This is a genomic window from Halomonas rhizosphaerae, assembly GCF_030010555.1.
In the GTDB taxonomy this organism is placed as follows: Bacteria; Pseudomonadota; Gammaproteobacteria; order Pseudomonadales; family Halomonadaceae; genus Halomonas; species Halomonas rhizosphaerae.
The window spans coordinates 351,313-369,613 of the sequence record NZ_JASCQP010000028.1; the positions used below are offsets into that span (position 1 = coordinate 351,313).

The following is an 18,301-nucleotide window of genomic DNA, read 5'->3' on the forward strand; positions in this document are numbered from 1 at the left end:
GGAGGGACGACAATGAACCGGTCGACGCATCACGTAGTGCCGAATGCCAAGGGGGGCTGGAGCGTACAGAGGAGTGGTTCCCGACGGGCCAGCCGACACTTCGCCACCAAGAAGGCGGCCGAGGCCTACGGCCGGCAGGTCAGCTTCAGCCAGAAGACCATCCTCGTGATCCATCGTGAGGACGGCACCCCCCCACCCTCCAGCGATCAGGACTAATCCCACGGTCCCCGACGACGCGGGGCCGGGATACGTTACGGTTCCGCCGCTGACGAGTTCATCGCCACGGTCATCACACGCTCTCGACGCGCTGGTGTAGACTTCCCTGCACCATGAATCACTGATCTACCCGGCGGGAGACGACCATGAAATACCTCGGTGCCCATGTCAGCGCGGCAGGCGGTGTCGACCAGGCCGTGCGGCGTGCCGTGGAGATCGGTGCCAACGCCTTCGCGCTGTTCACCAAGAACCAGCGCCAGTGGCAGTCCAAACCGCTCTCCAACGAGGTGATTGAGGCCTTCCGGTCCGCCTGTGGAAGGAACGACTTCGGCCCGGGACAGATCCTTCCCCACGACAGCTACCTGATCAACCTGGGCCACCCCGAGGCGGAGGGACTCGCCAAGTCCCGGGCCGCCTTCCTCGACGAGTTCCAGCGCTGCGAACAGCTGGGCATCGACCGCCTCAATTTTCATCCCGGCAGCCATCTGAAGAAGATCAGCGAAACGGACTGCCTCTCGCGTATCGCCGAGTCAATCAACGAGGCGCTCGCCGCGACGCGAGACGTCACCGCCGTGATCGAGAACACCGCCGGCCAGGGGAGCAACCTGGGGTGGCGCTTCGAGCACCTCGCCGAGATCATCGAGCAGGTGGAGGACAAGTCACGTGTCGGGGTGTGCCTCGACACCTGCCACGCCTTCGCGGCCGGCTACGACCTGCGCACGCCCGAGGCCACCACCGCCACCCTGGACGAGTTCGACCGGGTGGTCGGCGTTCCCTACCTGCGAGGCATGCACCTCAACGACGCCAAGAGCGAACTCGGCAGCCGGGTGGACCGCCACCATAGCCTGGGCCAGGGCAACATCGGGCTCGACGCCTTCACCACCCTGATGCGCGATCCGCGCCTCGACGGGATGCCCCTGATCCTCGAGACCATCGACCCGACGATCTGGGCCGACGAGATCGCCTGGCTGCGTGCGCAGCAGGCCGCCTGACCCAGATTCCCCTTACGGCAAGGAGCCACCGCATGATCCGCATCCGCCCCTACCAGCCCGAGGACTGGCCAGCCCTGTGGGCCATTCTCGAACCGGTCTTCCGTGCCGGCGAGACCTATGCGGTACCCCGCGACATCAGCGAGCAGGACGCCCATCGCATGTGGATCGAGCTGCCCCGCGCCGTCCGCGTGGCCGTCGATGACGCGGGCCGGGTCACCGGCACCTACACCCTCAAGGCCAACCAGCCCGGTCCCGGCGACCATGTCTGCAACTGCGGCTACCTGGTCGCCGACCACGCCCGCGGCCAGGGCATCGCCGGCGAGATGTGCGAGCACTCCCTGGCCCTGGCCCGGGAGCTGGGCTTCGTCGCCATGCAGTACAACCTGGTGGTCGCCAGCAACGAGGTGGCCATCCGGCTGTGGCAGAAGCACGGCTTCACGATCATCGGCACCCTCCCCCGGGCCTTCCGTCACCCGGCGCTGGGCCTGACGGACGCCCATGTGATGTACCGACTGCTGTGAGGCGCGCCGGCGTGCCGTTTGACCCCCGGCACCGGCCTCGGGCATGCTCACCAAGTAACTGACTCACCGAAGGAAAAATGACAATGAAAGGTTTTTCACGCAGCACGCTGGCACTCGCCGTCTCGCTGGCCGTGACCGCAGGCGCCAACGCCTCCGAGTTCGCCGACATGGATCCCGTCACCCTGCGCCTGGCCCACGTGGTCAACGAGCAGGACGGCTTCCATATCGCCGCCGAGAAGTTCGAGGAACTGGTGGAAGAGCGCACCGAGGGCAAGGTGGACATCGAGCTCTACCCCAACGCCAGCCTCGGCGACGAGCGCACCCTGCTCGAGGGCATGCAGATCGGCACCGTGGACATGGGCGTGATCACCAACGGCCCGGTGGCCAACTTCCTCGAGGAGATGGCGGTCTTCGAGCTGCCCTTCCTCTTCCCCTCCCCGGAGGCCGCCTACGAGGTACTCGATGGCCCGATCGGCCAGGAGCTGCTGGACCGCCTCGCCGAGGTCAACCTCAAGGGCCTGGCCTACGCCGAGCGCGGCTTCCGCAACCTCACCAACAGCGAGCGTCCGGTGGAGACGCCGGCGGATATCGACGGCCTGCGCATCCGCGTGATGGAGAACCCGGTCTACGTCGACACCTTCCGGGAGCTCGGCGCCAACGCGGTGCCGATGGCCTGGACCGAGGCCCTCACCGCCATGCAGCAGGGCACCATCGACGGCCAGGAGAACCCGGTCAACGTCATCCAATCATTCAAGCTCTACGAGACCCAGGATCACATGACGCTGTCGCGCCATACCTACGCGCCGGCACTCTTCGTGATGGGCATGCCGGTCTGGAACACGCTGCCGGAAGCCGCCCAGGCGGTGATCGAGCAGGCCGCCCAGGAGGCCGCCGAGCACGAGCGCCAGGTCAACGCCGAGATGGAGGCCGAGCAGCTGGCCGATCTTCGCGAGGCGGGCATGCAGATCGTTGAGGAGCCCGACATCGCCGCCTTCCAGGAGGCCGTGGCGCCAGTCTACGAGAAGTACGGCGAGCAGTTCGGCGACACCCTGCCGCGCATCCAGGAGGCGCTCGAGTAAGTGTCCCCGCTCGCCCATTCCCTGCTGCGACCGCTGCGGTGGAGTGAGCGCGCCCTCGACGCCGTCATCGCCCCCGTGGTCTTCACGGCGATGGCGGCGTTGATCGGTGTGATCACCCTGCAGGTCGTCTCGCGGGTCTTCTTCACTGCGGTGGGCTGGACCGAAGAGGTCGCCCGCTTCCTGCTGATCTGGATCACCTTCCTAGCCGCCACCCTGGCCTTTCGGCGCGGGCGGCATATCGCCGTGACCTTCGTGGTCGACGCCTTGCCCGGGCTGCCCCGGCGGCTGGCGCGTATCGCCGCCCTGCTGGCGGCCCTTGGCTTCCTGGTGGCTCTAGTGAACATCGGGTACGAGTACATGCAGGTGCAGAGCTTCCAGAAGTCCGCCTCGCTGCGTCTCTCCATGACCTGGGTCTATGCGGTCATGCCGCTGGCAGCGGCGATCATGGCCTGGTATGCGCTGGTGGACATCGTCGCCCTGGCGCTGGGCGAGCCCCCTGTGCACGCCGAGGAGCCCGCCGCATGACCGCCGTGCTCTTCGTGCTCTTCCTGGCCTTCATGCTGCTCGGCGTGCCCATCGCGCTGGCCATCGGCGCCAGCGCCTTGGTGGCGCTCCATGCCCAGGGAGTGCCGCTGATGGTGGTGCCCCAGCAGATGTTCCAGGGCATCAACTCCTTCGCCCTGGTGGCGGTGCCCATGTTCATCCTCGCCGGCGACCTGATGGCCCAGGGCAAGGTGAGCGAGAAACTGGTGGCCTTCGCCGACTCGCTGTTCGGCTTCCTCAAGGGCGGCCTCTCTCTCGTCTCGGTGGGCGCCGGCATGTTCTTCGCCGCCATCTCCGGCTCCGGGGCCGCCACCACGGCCGCGGTGGGCTCGAGCCTGGTGCCGGAGCTTCGCAAGAAGGGCTACGATCCCGCCTCGGCGGCCAGCCTGATCGCCGCCAGCGGCACCATCGGCGTGGTGATTCCGCCGTCGGTGCCGATGATCATCTATGCGGTGATCGCCCAGCAGTCGGTCTCCAAGCTGTTCCTCAGCGGCATCCTGCCCGGCATCGCCATGGGCCTTGGCCTGGGCGCTATCGCCATCGTCCAGGCCTACCGGCGCAACTACCCGCGCGGCACCGCCTTCTCGCCGGCCACCATCTGGTGCACCTTCAGGAGCGCGAGCTGGGGGCTCGCGACCCCGGTGATCATCCTCGGCGGCATCTTCTCCGGCGTGTTCACGCCCAGCGAGGCGGCCGTGGTGGCGGTCAACTACGCCCTGCTGGTGTCGCTGTTCGTCTACCGCGACCTGAGCCTCACCGACGTCTACCGCATCCTGATCCGCTCGGCGATCACCACCTCGGTGATCATGCTGGTGATCGCCACCTCGGCGGTACTGAGCTGGACACTCTCCAGCTGGCAGGTCCCCGGCGCCATCGCCCAGGCGGTGCTGTCGCTGTCCACCGACCCCTACGTGATCATGCTGCTGGTGGTGGCGGTGATCCTGCTCACCGGCGTCTTCATCGAGACGGCTAGCGCCCTGATCATCCTCACCCCGGTACTGCTGCCGCTGGTGACCCAGCTGGGCATTGACCCCATCCACTTCGGGCTGATCATCGTGGTGGGACTCGCCATCGGCATGATCACCCCGCCGGTGGCGATCAACCTCTATGTGGCCTCCTCGGTCACCCAACTGCCGCTGGAGCGCATCACCCGTGCCATCATTCCCTACCTGCTGGGGCTGGTCGCCGTGCTGCTGCTGGTGGTCTATGTCCCGATCCTGCTGGGCCTCTCCGGCTAGCGCCCCTGATCACCAGTTCAACACACAACGAGGAGTTTCCGATGCATCGATCGATACCGCCTGTCGTCGGCCTGCTTGCCATGGCCCTGCTGGCCGGCTGCACCACCTACACCTGGGAGGACGGTCGCCGGGAAACCGTGTGGGGCGTGCCCGCCGAGGACGAGACCAAGACCCGCGAGGAACGCCAGGCCGAGGGCGTCGAGTACCGGGAGCCCGGCGAGATCCCGGAATAAGAGGGCAGGTAATCCTGCACGGATATCTCGATCTGCCGGCTCGCCTCTTACCCTTTGCCGATACACCAGGCGGTAGATGGCAACCCCAACCTCCACCACAATGGCCACGACCTGCGCCAGGAAGCGGCCGGAGACGAAGGAGACCGGGCGGCGCCTCGCCTTCGGTATATGAACCCGAGAAGTTATGGACCGCGTCCCGCATGAGGGCGTGCCAGATTCGTCCGCTCGGCATGCGCTCCGGGCGTCGCGAGTTAGCCCGCCGGAGGTATGTTGTGATTGATCCTGAACAGGTTGTCTGGGTCGTACTCGGCCTTGATGCGCGCTAGCCGCACGTAGTTGTCACGGTAGGTGGCTCGAACTCGCTCCTGGCCCTCGTCGTCCATGATGAAGTTGACATAGGCACCGCCGACGGAGAAGGGGTGCAGCGCTTCCCAGTAATTCCTGGTCCAGCGGATGATCCTGTCCCGGTTCGCCGGGTCGGGATCAACGCCGACGATGACCTCGGACCATTTCGCCTCGCGGTAGCTGAAGGCGGTATCCTTGCGCCCCACACGGTGAACCGCGCCGTCGACCGGGTACAGGTGCATCGTCGATAGCGGCGTCGGTACCGCCGCGAATTCGACATGGCGTTCAATGGCCGCATCGCTGAGCTCGGTAACGAAATCGCCACGCCAGTACCAGTGCAAACCGGGTCGATAGAGGTCGTCGAAGGCACCCTGCAGCAGCGGGTAGGGCATGGGCTGGACACCGTGCAGCGCCGGTTCTGCGGGTTCATGCACCGCTGCCGCCAGGAGTCTGTCGGCTTCTTCCTCGGGCCCGGTATGACACCAGACGATGCCGCACATCTGCTTATTGTGCAGATGCTCGGGGAACGGCGGCCCCGGCGGCACGCTCAGGAAGGCGAAGAAGCCGTTCAGCGATTCGGGGGCGACCGTGATGAAGTTGCGATACCAGCGCAGCACGGCCCCCGCATGTTCCAGTTCCCACAGCGTTGGTCCGGCATTCACCTGGCTCACCGGATGCAGCTGGAACAGGAACGAGGTCACCACGCCGAAGTTGCCGCCACCGCCACGGATGGCCCAGAACAGCTCGGGGTGCTGGGTCTCGCTCACAGTGACGAAGCGGCCATCGGCCAGCACCAGGTCGGCCTCCAGCAGGTTGTCGATGGTCAACCCATACTGGCGGCTCAGATGCCCGTGGCCGCCGCCCAGGGTGAGCCCGCCCACCCCGGTGGTGGAGATGATGCCGCTGACCGTGGCCAGGCCGAAGGCGTGGGTAACGTGGTCCACCTCCCCCCAGGTGCAACCGCCCTCGACCCGCGCGGTGCGCATGGCGGGATCGATGCGGATGCCGCGCAGCATCGAGAGATCGATGACCATGCCATCGTCGCAGCTGCCCAGGCCCGCACCGCTGTGGCCGCCGCAACGCACCGCCAGGGGCAGGCCCTGCTCGCGGGCGAAATGGACCGCACGAATCACGTCGGCAACGTTCCCGCAACGAACGATCAGCCGCGGGTGCTTGTCGATCATGCCGTTGTAGAGCCGGCGGGCCGGCTCGTAGTCGGGATCACCAGTCTGTATCAGGGCGCCGCGCAAGGCAGCCTGGAAGGTATCCCATGCGGTATCGGTGCTCATGGCAGTGCCCCCCTCTCAATGCTCGGCCAGAAAAGCGAGGATGGAGGCCGTGAACGCCTCGGCGGCGTGCACCGGTCCGTCATGGTTGACGCCGGGGATCACCTGCACCTCGGCCCGAGGCTGGCATTGCGCCATGGTGTCGGCGACCGACTCGAAATAGATGTCGGCATGCTCACCCTTGAGGATCAGGGTCGGCTGCTCGAGGGTCGCCAAATCCTCGCAGGTGATGGCGGGTGGCGTCATGTTCATCTGCGGCGGCACCGTGCGGGCGTTATCCAGCCAGATGGTGCGCATGTAATCCGGTTCCTGCTCGAAGCCACCCGGCGGTCGCTGGAAGACGGCCTCGATGAACAGCTTGGTGGCCTGTTCCGCATCGTCGGCCTCCAGTGCCTCCATGGCCGGGCCGTATTTCTTGCTCTCCTCTGCGATGGCGGCCTGACGCTCCTCCGGCAACTCGGCGACCAGTGAGGGGACAAAGGGCTCGTAATGCACCATGCCACGCACCAGCTCCGGGTGTTCCAGCGCCATCAGCGGAACGATTTGACCGCTGTACGACCAGGTAACCAGATAGACCGGCCCGGCATCCAGTGCCTCGATAAAGGCCGCCAGGTCGGCAGCATGGGTCTCGCTGGAGAACTGCTCGCCGTCGTCCGGCCAGGGCTCTGTGCCGAAATAGCGCTGGGTATAGGTGATGAAGCGGTGCTCGCGGGCGATGGTCACGCGGTACGGTTCCCAGCCCCGGTGATCGGCGATGGCGGCGGGCACAAATATCACGGGCTTGCCTTCGCCTTCGTCGACATAGCGCAGCGTGACGCCATTGACCTCCACCGTGGAGGTCTGCTGGGCGAAGACGCTGGAAGACTGGCCGGCCAGAGCGACGGCGGCAGATAACATGAAAACATCGAGCAATCTGTGCATGGCGGCTCTCCCCACTCCCTCGGTTATTGGTCATGGACATCGGCCATCGGACCATCAACGGGGTTGACGATGGCGAGGGTTCTGACATCAACCTAGGGCGAGCCGTCGAAGAAGACATCGACAGGTCTGACTATTTGCGGGCAGGCAACGAAGGCGGCCGACATGGTCAGAATTGACTATCGGGACGCGCCTCGGACGTGATGGACGGTCCGGGGAACCCGCGCTCGCGCACAAGGCACGACCCGATCGATCACTGCTGACCGCGCCGCGTCGGCCCGATACCGGCTGACAAGGGGCGACTCGCAACCCCTCGATCACTTGGGCAGAGGACCCGGCGTTGCAGCGGGGTCGGATAGCCGGCCTCGGGCCCGCGGCACCGTTGCGCATAGGCCGGACGGTCGGGCACGTCCATGACCACCTGGCCGGCATCGCCATGGACCGTGAACTGGACCGGGGGACTGAGGCCGCCCAGTGACAGGGTATAGCGCTGGCCGGGCTCGAGGTGGCCGATGTGGCGCATCTGCACTTCCTGCTCGTCGACCCAGGTGGTAACGATCTCGTAGCCGTCGCCCCGCTCGGTGTAATAGAGCACCGCAGCTTGCTCCCCGTTTCCCAGACGATACGCATGGATGGGTTTCAGCGTCTGCTCGGCGGCAGCGGCACCGAAGGCGAGACCCAGGGCGATGACCGCGAAACAGCTAACGATGGTGGTTCTCATGGCACTGTCTCCTCTGGCTTGATCGCACGTCGGCAATGGACGTGTCATTCAAGCCTAGGAGGCGGCCATCTTTGGCACATCGACAGAACGGATCATTTGACTGGCACCCACACGACCGCTCGAATGATCAGGGTTGACCACCTGACTTCATTCGATGTCGTGTGAAGGATGCCGGTGACAAATACCGGGGACGGAGGAGTTCATGGCTGTGGCAATTCCGCAATGGTGGCCACGCACATGACAAAGGCTCAACGGGCAGGACGAGATCCCGGAGAACCCTGCGCGTTCCCGTGTCTCGAGGTGGGCTATAGTGAGATCGTATAGGGCGAGCCTGCCCCGTTTCAGGGAGTAATGCGCCATGCCTTTGTTTCTGATCGAACGCAATTACGCCGAACAGATCGACTTTACAACCGATTCGGTACGGGAAGTAACCGAGATCAACCAGGACATCGGCGTGCACTGGCTGTTTTCCTTTCTCAGTGCGGACAAGAAGAAGACCTACTGTCTGTACGAGGCCTCCGATTCCGAGGCCATCCGCGAAGCGGCCAGGCGTGCCGGCGTACCGGCTGATGTGATCGTCGAGGTCAGCGAGATAAATCCCACGGCATTTGCCTGAACGGGTCGAGGAGAGGCCTCACCGCCCGGCGGTACCTGCTGATGGCTCGGCGACGATGGCTCATGGCCGGTTTTCGACGAGCCCGTGCCCGATGGCATAGGCGGCCGCTTCCGTGCGGTTGGCGGTGTTGGTCTTGGCCAGGATGTTTCGTACATGATTGGCAACGGTATTCGGGCTAAGGAAGAGTCGTTCGGCCACCTCACGGTTGCTCCGTCCGGCAGCGAGCAATTGCAACACCTGCACTTCTCGCCCGCTCAATCCGGCCGGGTAGACCGGGCGGGTCGAGAGGGTTTCGCGTAGCGTCGCACAGCGCCGTGCCAACGCCTCCATACCAAGCCCACGGGCAGTCTGCTCCGCCGCTTCCACCAATGCCCTCGCCGGCTCGGGTTTCTTGCGTTGCGCCAGCACACGGGCGTACTGGAAGCGGTCATGGGCCAGCCAGGGCCATCCCCCAGTGCGTTCATCCATCGCCAGAGCGGTCTGGAAGTGCCGCTCGGCGGTGTCCCACTGCTTCAGGGTGGCCGCCAGCATGCCGAGAAATCGGTCGGCCGAACCGTAGCAGACGGTATGGGCTCCGAAGACGATGTTGCGCCCGACATAGGGCAGCAGATGGCGGTAAAGGGGGGTGGCATACCCAGCCTCGTCGAGCCGTGCACAGACTTCTGCCAGGTAGGTGATACTGGTCGACCACATGGCATCGCGTGACACAGCCTTGAGTTCATCGGTCATCAGGTACGTGAACTCGAGGCGCGCCTCCTCCAGCCGTTCGAGTTCGACGTAAAGCACGGCCAGTCCCGGTCGCCATGCAGCTGCCTCGGGCGTATTCTGCACGAAATGTCGCAGCACCGGCTGCAACTCACCCAGACGGCCCTGCTCCCGGCGCAGGGTGAACATCTGCATGCCGAACACTCCTTCGGCATGCTCCGGAGAAAAGCGTCGGCCGACGATCAGGTTTTCCCGCGCTTGCTGCTCGGCTTCGGCGAAACGGCCGCGGTGAGTGGCCAGCATGGCCTGGGCACTCAGGCCGACAGCCTGCAGAAAGGGCTGTCGGCAGGCATTGGCCACCTGCAGGTGCAGATCGAGCACGGCCCGGGCCGTGTCGATATCGCCGTCTTCCATCAGATCCCCGATGTACCAGCCGGACATGTCACCGACCGCCCATTCCGGGTGCCCCGCCTGGTGCACCAGTTCGAGGGCCTCGCTTGCGGCGGCCAGACGCTCCTCCAGGTGTTCCGGCCACGAGCGTGCCGGCACAATGGCGCTGAGTGCCTCGAACAGCGTACGGGGATCACCCAGCCGGCGCGCCAGTCGGGTCGCCTGCCGAAGCGCCGCATGGGCGGCCTGAGGCCGGTCGCAGTAGATATTGGCCCGACACAGCGCCGCCAGCAGCTTGGCGCGCAGACGCTCCGCCGCTGGGTCCAGGGCCGCCAAGGCTTCCTCCAGCAGTGCTACCGCCCGATCCCCATGACGACCGATCCGCCAGCCGACGCTTTCGTAGCCGAGGGCGGCATGGGCCAGCATGGGGACGGACCAATCTGCGGCCGTCCCCACCTGGCGCGCCAGTTCGACGGCCTGCATGAAGTTGCCCAGGGAGTCATCGGCATGCCCGCCGGCCCGGTTGTGTGCTTCCGCCAGGGCCAGCAGCAAGCGGCAGTGGCGTTCGCTGTCCTGTGGCAGGTATTGCTCCAGCAGTTGCAGGGCCAGGTGGTGGAAATGTACCGCTTCCTCGTAGGCCAGCAGCGTATCGGCCCGGTCACCGGCCCGTTCGGCATAGTCGATGGCCGTTTCGGCCGTGCCGTCGGGGGCGGCCTCGGCGAAGTGGTGGGCGAGTTCCGGAAGACGGGCCTGTAGATCGTGTGGATGCAGTGTTTCCAGCCGCTCACCGGCCTTTCGATGCAGACTCATTCGCCGTGGGGTCGACAGCTCCTCGTAGAGGGTTTCACGAACCAGGGCGTGATTGAACTGGAAATGGCCCGGTTGCGGAAGCTCCTCGATGATGTGCACCTCCAGCGCCTCGTCCAGAAGGTCCAGTAACTTGGTTTCGGGCAGCGCCAGGCCGGCCAGCAACTCGAGCTCGAAGCGCCGGCCGATCACCGACGCCATGCCGAGCAAGCTGTTACAGTCGCGCGATAATGCGTTCAAACGCTGGCCGATGATCTCGCGGATGCCCGACGGGATGCGTGGTAGCACCCCGTCTGCGGGAAGGCCTTCCTGCAGCAGGTAGCGGGACAGCTCACGCATGAACAGCGGATTGCCCTCGCTGTGCTGGTATATCGCTGTCGCGACAACAATCAGCGGAAGGGTGCCGGCCAGCGAGCCCAGGTACTGCTCGGTTTCATCGCGCGACATGCCGCTCAGCGTCAGGCGCTGGCAATGAGGCAGACGAGACAGTTCACCGAGGGTATCGGAGAGCGGATGCTGACGGCTCATCGCGTTATCACGAAAGCTAGCGAGCAGCAGCAGCGGGCTGGTCGCGATCTCCCGGGCCAGGAATTCCAGCAGCTTGAGCGAGGCAGTATCGGCCCAGTGCAGATCGTCCAGAATCAGCACCAGAGGCTGGAGCCGTGCGGTCTGTTGCCAGAACCGCGTGAGGGTATCGAGGAGCCGAAAGCGAGCCTGGGCAGGATCGTCGATGGACGGCGTCTCCAGCAACTCAGGCAGGCGCTGCCGCAGTTCGGGAAGCAGTTCGGCGATCACTCCGGCATCGCTGCCCGCCATTTCATCAGGCAGTACCGAGTCGGTTTCCTCAAGCCAGCCCCGCAGTAGCTGCAGCCAGGGCCAGTACAGCGGTGCGCCCGGCTCCTCGTAGCAGCGCCCCCAGAAAACCCGCATCCCCTGCTGCTCGGCACGGCTAGCGAATTCCTGGGCGGTATGCGTCTTGCCAATGCCGGGGTCACCGCTTAGCAGTACTAACCGCCCCTGCCCGGCCAGGGTCTGCTGCATCGCATTATCAAGGACAGCCAACTCGACCCGGCGGCCGATGAAGCCTGTCTGCGGTACAGCGATGCATGTCAAGACCATGCCGCATTCATCACAGAACGCAGCCTCCTCACGATTAACGCAACCACAGTGATGACACCGCATGATGCTGCTCGCAGAGCCGAACGATCATTTATCTGATAAGCCTAGTTTAACCGCCCCCTGGGCGTGTCCCCCATTCGGAGCATGAGGGGCACTTAATGCGGCACTAACCGCGGCCGGGCATGCTGGGGTCTACATTCCCGACCGACGTGACCGACCATGAACCTCCTCTCCCGGAGCATCGCCATCGGCCCACTGGGCCTGAGCCTGGGCCAGCTGCTGATCGTCTTCGCCCTCGGCGTCGCCCTCATCACCGGCCTGCTGCTGGGGCGGCGCCAGCGCCTGGGGGTCGGCGACACCCTCTCGACGCTCCTCCTGGTCGCGCTGGTCGGCGCACGACTGGTCTTCGTGGCGCGCTACCACCAGGACTACGGCGGGCCGCTGGCGATGCTCGACATCCGCGACGGTGGCTTCGATATCCTCGGCGGCCTCACGGCCGGGCTCGCCTATGCGGCCTGGCGACTGTGGCGGCAACCCGCCCAGCGCAAGGCCCTGGGCGGCGCGCTGGCCGCGGGGATACTCACCTGGGGCGTGACAGCCGGCACCCTCGGCCTGATGGCCGGGAAGAGCCGCCCGGTGCCCGAGACGGCGCTCGCCACCCTTGCCGGCGACGCCATCCGCCTCCCCGAGCTGCAGGCCGCCGAGGGCCAGCCCATGGTGGTAAACCTCTGGGCGACCTGGTGCCCGCCCTGCCGTCGCGAAATGCCGGTGCTCGCCGATGCCCAGCGGAAGGAGGGGGACATCACCTTCGTGTTTCTCAACCAGGGCGAGGACCCGGCTCAGGTCCGTCGTTTCCTGGACCACGAGTCCCTCGAACTCGACAACCTGCTGCTCGATGCCCAGCTGGCCTTCGGCGATCGCGTCGGTGCCAGGGCAATGCCCACCACCCTTTTCTACGATGCCGATGGCCGGCTGCTCGATACCCACTTCGGCGAGCTCTCCCGGGCAACGCTCAATCGTGAGCTGGAACGGCTGCGCTGAGCCGGTCCGCGGAGTCCCTTCCCCCGAGGCCCGAGGCCGGCCAACTACCAGGCGGAGCTGCGCGTGACCTGGTCCGACTGGCGGAACACCAGGCTGAGGTTGTTGGCCGGCATGGGCACCACCTGCTCGAGGCCGAGACCCCATCGCTCGGCCTCGGCCGCCACCGCCGCCAGGTCACGGATGCCCCAACGCGGATCGCGGGCGCGCAGGTCGGCATCGAAGGCCGCATTGCTGGATGCCGTGTGGCGACCCTCCCGCCTGAACGGCCCATAGAGGTAGAGCACGCCACCGGGCACCAGAGCGGCGCCGGCACCCGCCAGCAGTGCCTCGGTGACCGCCCAGGGCGAGATATGCAGCAGGTTGATGGCCACCACGGCGTCGAAGGACGCCGCCGGCCAGTCGCCGGTCACGTCCAGCTCCACGGGCTCGTGCAGGTTCGCCAGGCCCGCGGCCTCGCGCCAGGCGGCGATGGAGGCCAGCGCCCGGGGACTGGGATCGCTGGGCCGCCAGGACCAGCCAGGAGCGGCGCCGGCAAGGTAGACGGCATGCTCGCCGCTGCCGCTGGCCACCTCCAGCACCCGGGCACGGTCGGGCAGCACCTGCCGCAGGACCTCCAGGATCGGCTGTCGATTGCGGGCCGCGGCGGGGCTCTGCAGGCGTGGGTCGTTCATGGCGCTCCTCATGGCCGGTGCTTAGGAAGGCGGCTACTTCCTGCCCTTGGGCTTGCGGGACGGACCACCGGCCTTCAGGCGGCCCCCCTTCGCCGGCTTGGATCCCGGTTTCTGGGTTCTGGATGTCTTGCCGGCTGGCACCGGCTTGGCGCCGTGGGACTTGCCAGGCGCGTCCTTGCCGCCGGCCTTGCGTTTCGCCCCCTTCCCGGTGGCGGGCTTGCCGCCCACACCACGGCGGGGCGTCCCGGGCTTCTGCGGCCCCTGCTTGCCGGCACCAGCCTTGGCGCCCTTGCGCCGGGCCGACCGGCGTGAGTCTGTTCGGGCCTCGGAGGTGGAGTGCTCGGTCATGGCAAGGATCGTCGCCACCTCGGTCGGCGTCAGGTCCCGCCAGTCCCCCGTCGCCAGCCCCTTGAGTGCCACGTTCATGATCCGGATCCGCTCGAGCTTCACCACCTCAAAGCCGAACGCCTCGCACATGCGGCGGATCTGGCGATTGAGCCCCTGCACCAGGGTGATGTTGAAGACGAACCGGGACTCCTTGATCACCCGGCACTTGCGGGTGACCTCGCCGAGGATCGGCACGCCCGCGCCCATACCGGCGATGAACTCATCGGTGATCGGCCTGTTGACGGTGACCCGGTACTCCTTCTCGTGCTGGTTGCTCGCCCGCAGGATACGGTTGACCAGGTCGCCATTGTTGGTCAGGAAGATCAGCCCCTGGGAGTCCTTGTCCAGCCGGCCGATGGGAAAGATCCGCGCGCCGTGTCCGATGAAGTCGACGATATTGGCCTTCTCGTCGGGGTCAGTGGTGCTGACAATGCCCACCGGCTTATTGAGGGCGATGAACACCAGATCCTCGGCCTCCAGCGCCAGCGGCTCGACGACCCGGCCATTAACCTTCACCACGCTGCCCGGGAAGACCTGATCCCCCGGGGAAGCGCGCCTGCCGTCGATGTGCACGTTGCCCTGCTCGATGTAGCGGTCGGCCTCTCGCCTCGAGCACATGCCACTCTCGCTGATGTACTTGTTGATCCGTTTCGAGAGGGTCTGGGCCATGGGACGCGTCCGGGACGAGGTGATAAGAGGGCCGAAGTGGCACGGCACCGGGCAGTGTAAGGGCTGACCCGCCTCACGACCAGCGAGCCCGAGAGGCATTCAGCCCCGGCCACAGCAGCTCTTGAACTTGCGAGGGCGACCACAGGGGCAGGGATCGTTGCGCCCCGGCTTGAGCCGGGCGATGGTCGAATCGCCGTCGCGATAGAACCAGCGCCCCCGCTCGCGCAGGAAGCGCGAACGCTCCTCCAGCACGAAGAACCGTCGCCCCTCGCGGAAGGTGGCGCGGAAATGTACGACGCCCTCGTCAACTTCCTCGCTGCTCTCCAGGATCTCCAGTGCCACCCAGCGGGTCGTTTCATCCGGGAGGAGACTCGCCGGACGGGTGTCGGGATGCCAGCTTGCCAGCAGGTAGTCGGTGAGGTTCAGGGCGAAGGCAGAGTAGCGCGAGCGCATCAGGGCCTGTGGCGTGGGGGCCGGCTCGCCGGCATGGTGGCGGCCACAGCACTCGGCGAGGGGCAGGCCGCTGCCGCAGGGGCAGCCATCCGAAGGCAACATCATGGAAACCCTGTACGAATAACGATAGATATAGAAGACTCGTGTCGATCCATACGCGCCATGCCGTGTTCGACATGCCATGAGGGAATCTACCATGGAACGCCTTCCTGCCCCCGCCATGCCCGCCACCCTGACCGCCGAAGCACTGCGCCGCTGGTTATCGCATGACACGCTGCCACTGGTGGAGATCCAGTCGTTGGACATGGGCTATTACATCGTCCCGTTCCATCATCGGGAAGGGGTTCTCACCTGGGCAGAGGGCTCCGATGCCATGGTCGGACTACCCTCGGGAACCCACCCCCTCCGCGACGCAGCGCCTGGCCTGCGGCACACGGGTGGCCTTCATGACCCGGTGATCCCGATGGCTTGGCGGGAAAGCCTTGCGTGGTAACACTGCAGTGCAACATGCTGTTTCTCGGACATTGAATTCTCGCTCCCGGCCGGAGACCCATCATGACCGATCGTTCCCAGAACGGCGCTACCGACTGGCACGCCCTGTCGCCCGAGGAGGCCCTTGACCAGCTGGAGAGTCACCGCGAAGGGCTGGATAGCCAGGACGCCAAGCGACGGCTCGACGAATACGGCCCCAACCAGCTGCAGCAGGCCGAGTCGCGCCCTTGGTATCGACGCCTGGCCGAGCAGTTCAACAATGTGCTGATGCTGATTCTGATCGTCGCGGCGGTAGCGAGCCAGTTGCTTGGCCACTCGCTGGACGCCGCGGTGATCGTCGCCGTGGTGGTGATCATCGCCCTGATCGGCTTCTTCCAGGAGGGCAAGGCCGAGCGGGCGCTGGACAGCATTCGCACCATGCTCTCCCCCCAGGCCAAGGTGCTGCGCGACGGCAAGCGCGCCACCCTGGACGCCGAATCCCTGGTGCCGGGCGACATCGTGCTGATCGAGAGCGGCGACCGGGTGCCCGCCGACCTGCGCCTGATCAAGAGCCAGCGTCTGCGCACCCAGGAAGCGCCGCTCACCGGCGAATCCGAGCCCGTCGAGAAATCCAGCGAGGCCGTCGATGCGGACGCCGCGCTGGCCGAGCGCAGCGCCATGGCCCATGCCGGCACCCTGGTCGTCCAGGGCAGCGCCCGGGGCCTGGTGGTGGAGACCGGCCGCCACACGCAGATCGGGCGCATCTCCGAGATGCTGCAGGGCGTGGAGACGCTCAAGACGCCCCTGCTCGCCCAGCTCGACCGCGCCGGCAACGTGCTGGCCATTTTCATCGTCGGCGGTGCCGCCTTCGCGGCGGCCTTCGGCATCTTCGTGCACGGCCAGCCGGCCACCGAGATGTTCATGGCGGCCGTGGCCCTGGCCGTGGCCGCCATTCCTCAGGGCCTCCCGGCCATCGTCACCATCGGCCTTGCCATCGGCGTTCAGGCGATGGCGCGGCGCAACGCCATCATCCGTCGCCTGCCTGCCGTCGAGACCCTGGGCTCGATTTCCACGATCTTCACCGACAAGACCGGCACCCTGACCCGCAACGAGATGACCGCGCGGGCCATTCGCCTCGCGGCCAGGGAGGTACGCCTTTCCGGGGTGGGCTTCTCCCCTGAGGGCAGCCTTCATGAAGCCTCCGAAGCGGCCGAGGGCGAGACAGAAGACGAGACGCGCGAGGAGAAAGGCGAGACGCTCGACCTTGGCGACTATCCGGACCTCGAACGCCTGCTGGTTGCCGGGGTGCTGTGCAACGAGGCAGAGCTCAAGCAGGAAGACGACAGCTGGTTCATCGAAGGCGATCCCACCGAAGGGGCGCTGGTGGTGGCGGCCGCCAAGGCCGGCCTCGACGTCTCGAGGCTGCGCGAGGCGTCTCCCTGCCTGGATACTCTGCCCTTCGAATCGGAATACCGCTACATGGCCACCCTCAACGAGATCGAGGGCAAGAAGCGGATACTGGTCAAGGGCGCGCCCGACCGCCTGCTGGACATGTGCGACCGGGTGCGTCACGACGGCGAGGAGGTGGCGCTCGACACTCAGGCCTGGGAGCGCCACATCAAGGAACTCTCGGCCCGGGGGCTGCGCGTGCTGGCCATTGCCGAAAAGGTCGCTGACGAGGGCGAATCGTTCGAGCGCGAGGACGTCGAACAGGGCCTGGTGCTGCTGGGCATGACAGGGCTTCTCGACCCGCCGCGGGAAGCGGCCATCGAGGCCGTCAAGCAGTGCCTCGCCGCCGGCATCCGCCCGGTGATGATCACCGGCGACCACCCCGAAACGGCCAGGGCCATTGCCAAAAAGCTGGGCTTCTCCCAGACCGAGCACGCCCTCGCCGGTCGCGACATCGAAGCGATGTCAGATGAGGAACTCGAGAAGAGCGTTCGCGAGGTGGATGTGTTTGCCCGGGCCGCGCCCGAACACAAGCTGCGGCTGGTCAAGGCCATGCAGGCCCAGGGCGGCATCTGCGCCATGACCGGCGATGGTGTCAACGACGGCCCGGCCCTCAAGCGCGCCGACGTCGGCGTGTCCATGGGCATCCAGGGCACCGAAGCGGCCAAGGAAGCCTCGGAGATGGTGCTGGCCGATGACGACTTCGCCACCATCGAAAGGGCCATCGAAGAGGGCCGCAAGGTCTATGACAACATCCGCAAGACCATCACCTTCCTGCTGCCCACCAACGGCGCGGAGAGCCTGGCGGTGCTGCTGGCGATGCTCGGCGGCATGACGCTGCCGATCACCGGTCTGCAGATCCTGTGGGTCAACATGGTCACGGCCGTGACCCTGGGGATGGCTCTGGTGTTCGAGTCCCCTGAGGCCGACCTGATGCGCCGCAAGCCGCGCGATCCCGATGCTCCCCTGCTCGATCTCTTCATGCTGTGGCGGGTGCTGTTCGTCTCGGTGCTGCTGGTGGCGACAGTGGTCGGCCTGTTCTTCTGGGTGCGCAGCCAGGGCGGCAGTCTCGAACTCGCCCGCGCCGTCGCCGTGAACATGCTGGTGATGGGCGAGATCGTCTACCTGCTCAACAGCCGCTACGTGGTGGGCCGTTCGCTGAGCCTGCAGGGGCTTTTCGGCAGCAGGCCGGTGCTGCTCGCCATCGGCCTGGTCATCGCCATTCAGCTTGGCTGGACCTACCTGCCCTTCATGCAGCTGCTGTTCGAGGGCGAGCCCCTGAGCCCGATCCACTGGGGCCTGATCCTCACCGCAGGAGTGGGCCTGTTTATGGTGGTGGAACTGGAAAAGTGGGTGCTGCGCCATTTCGACCTGGTGTCGACCGGGCAGACCGCCATCCGCCGCGAGGGCGCACGCCAGCAGGCCTGATAC

The 18,301-nt window shown here is 66.2% G+C and carries 18 protein-coding genes; 11 read left to right on the forward strand and 7 right to left on the reverse strand.

The genetic code is table 11. The features are described from left to right. The first annotated feature begins 12 nt into the window (after window positions 1-12). The 7 genes from QLQ83_RS13850 to QLQ83_RS13880 all read left to right on the forward strand — a co-directional run bounded on the left by QLQ83_RS13850 (window position 13) and on the right by QLQ83_RS13880 (window position 4,822). The gene (locus QLQ83_RS13850; RefSeq protein ID WP_282736096.1) at window positions 13-216 is read left to right on the forward strand and encodes a DUF2188 domain-containing protein; all 204 of its coding nucleotides are present in this window, start codon (window positions 13-15) and stop codon (window positions 214-216) included. Between the two features lie 146 nt (window positions 217-362). Next, a complete protein-coding gene (gene nfo / locus QLQ83_RS13855; protein WP_282736097.1) occupies window positions 363-1,208 on the forward strand; it encodes a deoxyribonuclease IV in 846 nt (281 codons plus the stop codon). Window positions 1,209-1,240: 32 nt separating this feature from the next. After that, window positions 1,241-1,729: a GNAT family N-acetyltransferase gene (locus QLQ83_RS13860; protein WP_282736098.1), complete on the forward strand. Its 489-nt coding sequence runs from the start codon at window positions 1,241-1,243 to the stop codon at window positions 1,727-1,729. Window positions 1,730-1,812: 83 nt separating this feature from the next. Further along, a complete protein-coding gene (locus tag QLQ83_RS13865; RefSeq protein ID WP_282736099.1) occupies window positions 1,813-2,808 on the forward strand; it encodes a TRAP transporter substrate-binding protein in 996 nt (331 codons plus the stop codon). Next, the gene (locus tag QLQ83_RS13870; protein WP_282736100.1) at window positions 2,809-3,333 is read left to right on the forward strand and encodes a TRAP transporter small permease; all 525 of its coding nucleotides are present in this window, start codon (window positions 2,809-2,811) and stop codon (window positions 3,331-3,333) included. It abuts the gene before it with no gap. Then, window positions 3,330-4,589: a TRAP transporter large permease gene (locus QLQ83_RS13875; RefSeq protein WP_282736101.1), complete on the forward strand. Its 1,260-nt coding sequence runs from the start codon at window positions 3,330-3,332 to the stop codon at window positions 4,587-4,589. Before QLQ83_RS13870 ends, QLQ83_RS13875 begins: the two co-directional genes overlap by 4 nt. A gap of 41 nt (window positions 4,590-4,630) precedes the next feature. Continuing rightward, entirely contained in the window at window positions 4,631-4,822 is a 192-nt protein-coding gene (locus tag QLQ83_RS13880; protein WP_282736102.1) for a hypothetical protein, read from the forward strand. A 251-nt stretch (window positions 4,823-5,073) separates the two neighbouring features. On the opposite strand, the gene QLQ83_RS13885 is transcribed toward QLQ83_RS13880, so the two are convergent. The 3 genes from QLQ83_RS13885 to QLQ83_RS13895 form a co-directional block, all read right to left on the reverse strand. Continuing rightward, window positions 5,074-6,456, reverse strand: coding sequence for an FAD-binding oxidoreductase (locus tag QLQ83_RS13885; protein ID WP_282736103.1), 1,383 nt, complete (start codon window positions 6,454-6,456; stop codon window positions 5,074-5,076). Window positions 6,457-6,471: 15 nt separating this feature from the next. Beyond that, window positions 6,472-7,350, reverse strand: a complete 879-nt coding sequence (locus tag QLQ83_RS13890; RefSeq protein WP_282736104.1) for an alpha/beta fold hydrolase — start codon at window positions 7,348-7,350, stop codon at window positions 6,472-6,474. Between the two features lie 274 nt (window positions 7,351-7,624). After that, complete coding sequence (locus QLQ83_RS13895) at window positions 7,625-8,092, reverse strand: hypothetical protein (protein ID WP_282736105.1); 468 nt, start codon at window positions 8,090-8,092, stop codon at window positions 7,625-7,627. Between the two features lie 358 nt (window positions 8,093-8,450). Between QLQ83_RS13895 and QLQ83_RS13900 the strand changes: the two genes are divergently transcribed. Beyond that, window positions 8,451-8,708, forward strand: a complete 258-nt coding sequence (locus tag QLQ83_RS13900; protein ID WP_282736106.1) for a DUF4242 domain-containing protein — start codon at window positions 8,451-8,453, stop codon at window positions 8,706-8,708. Between the two features lie 60 nt (window positions 8,709-8,768). On the opposite strand, the gene QLQ83_RS13905 is transcribed toward QLQ83_RS13900, so the two are convergent. Continuing rightward, window positions 8,769-11,792: an AAA family ATPase gene (locus tag QLQ83_RS13905; RefSeq protein ID WP_326521414.1), complete on the reverse strand. Its 3,024-nt coding sequence runs from the start codon at window positions 11,790-11,792 to the stop codon at window positions 8,769-8,771. A 156-nt stretch (window positions 11,793-11,948) separates the two neighbouring features. On the opposite strand from QLQ83_RS13905, the gene QLQ83_RS13910 reads away from it, so the two are divergent. After that, a complete protein-coding gene (locus QLQ83_RS13910) occupies window positions 11,949-12,770 on the forward strand; it encodes a TlpA family protein disulfide reductase (protein ID WP_282736108.1) in 822 nt (273 codons plus the stop codon). A 44-nt stretch (window positions 12,771-12,814) separates the two neighbouring features. On the opposite strand, the gene QLQ83_RS13915 is transcribed toward QLQ83_RS13910, so the two are convergent. The 3 genes from QLQ83_RS13915 to QLQ83_RS13925 all read right to left on the reverse strand — a co-directional run bounded on the left by QLQ83_RS13915 (window position 12,815) and on the right by QLQ83_RS13925 (window position 15,052). After that, window positions 12,815-13,441, reverse strand: coding sequence for a DUF938 domain-containing protein (locus QLQ83_RS13915; RefSeq protein WP_282736109.1), 627 nt, complete (start codon window positions 13,439-13,441; stop codon window positions 12,815-12,817). 33 nt (window positions 13,442-13,474) lie between these two features. Continuing rightward, window positions 13,475-14,497: a 23S rRNA pseudouridine(2604) synthase RluF gene (gene rluF, locus QLQ83_RS13920; RefSeq protein WP_282736110.1), complete on the reverse strand. Its 1,023-nt coding sequence runs from the start codon at window positions 14,495-14,497 to the stop codon at window positions 13,475-13,477. Between the two features lie 99 nt (window positions 14,498-14,596). Then, entirely contained in the window at window positions 14,597-15,052 is a 456-nt protein-coding gene (locus QLQ83_RS13925; RefSeq protein WP_282736111.1) for a YchJ family protein, read from the reverse strand. A 94-nt stretch (window positions 15,053-15,146) separates the two neighbouring features. Here QLQ83_RS13925 and QLQ83_RS13930 point away from each other — a divergent pair, with 94 nt between their 5' ends. Both QLQ83_RS13930 and QLQ83_RS13935 read left to right on the forward strand, forming a co-directional pair. After that, window positions 15,147-15,443, forward strand: a complete 297-nt coding sequence (locus QLQ83_RS13930; RefSeq protein ID WP_282736112.1) for a hypothetical protein — start codon at window positions 15,147-15,149, stop codon at window positions 15,441-15,443. Between the two features lie 62 nt (window positions 15,444-15,505). Further along, window positions 15,506-18,298, forward strand: a complete 2,793-nt coding sequence (locus QLQ83_RS13935) for a cation-translocating P-type ATPase (RefSeq protein WP_282736113.1) — start codon at window positions 15,506-15,508, stop codon at window positions 18,296-18,298. Window positions 18,299-18,301 lie beyond the last annotated feature (3 nt).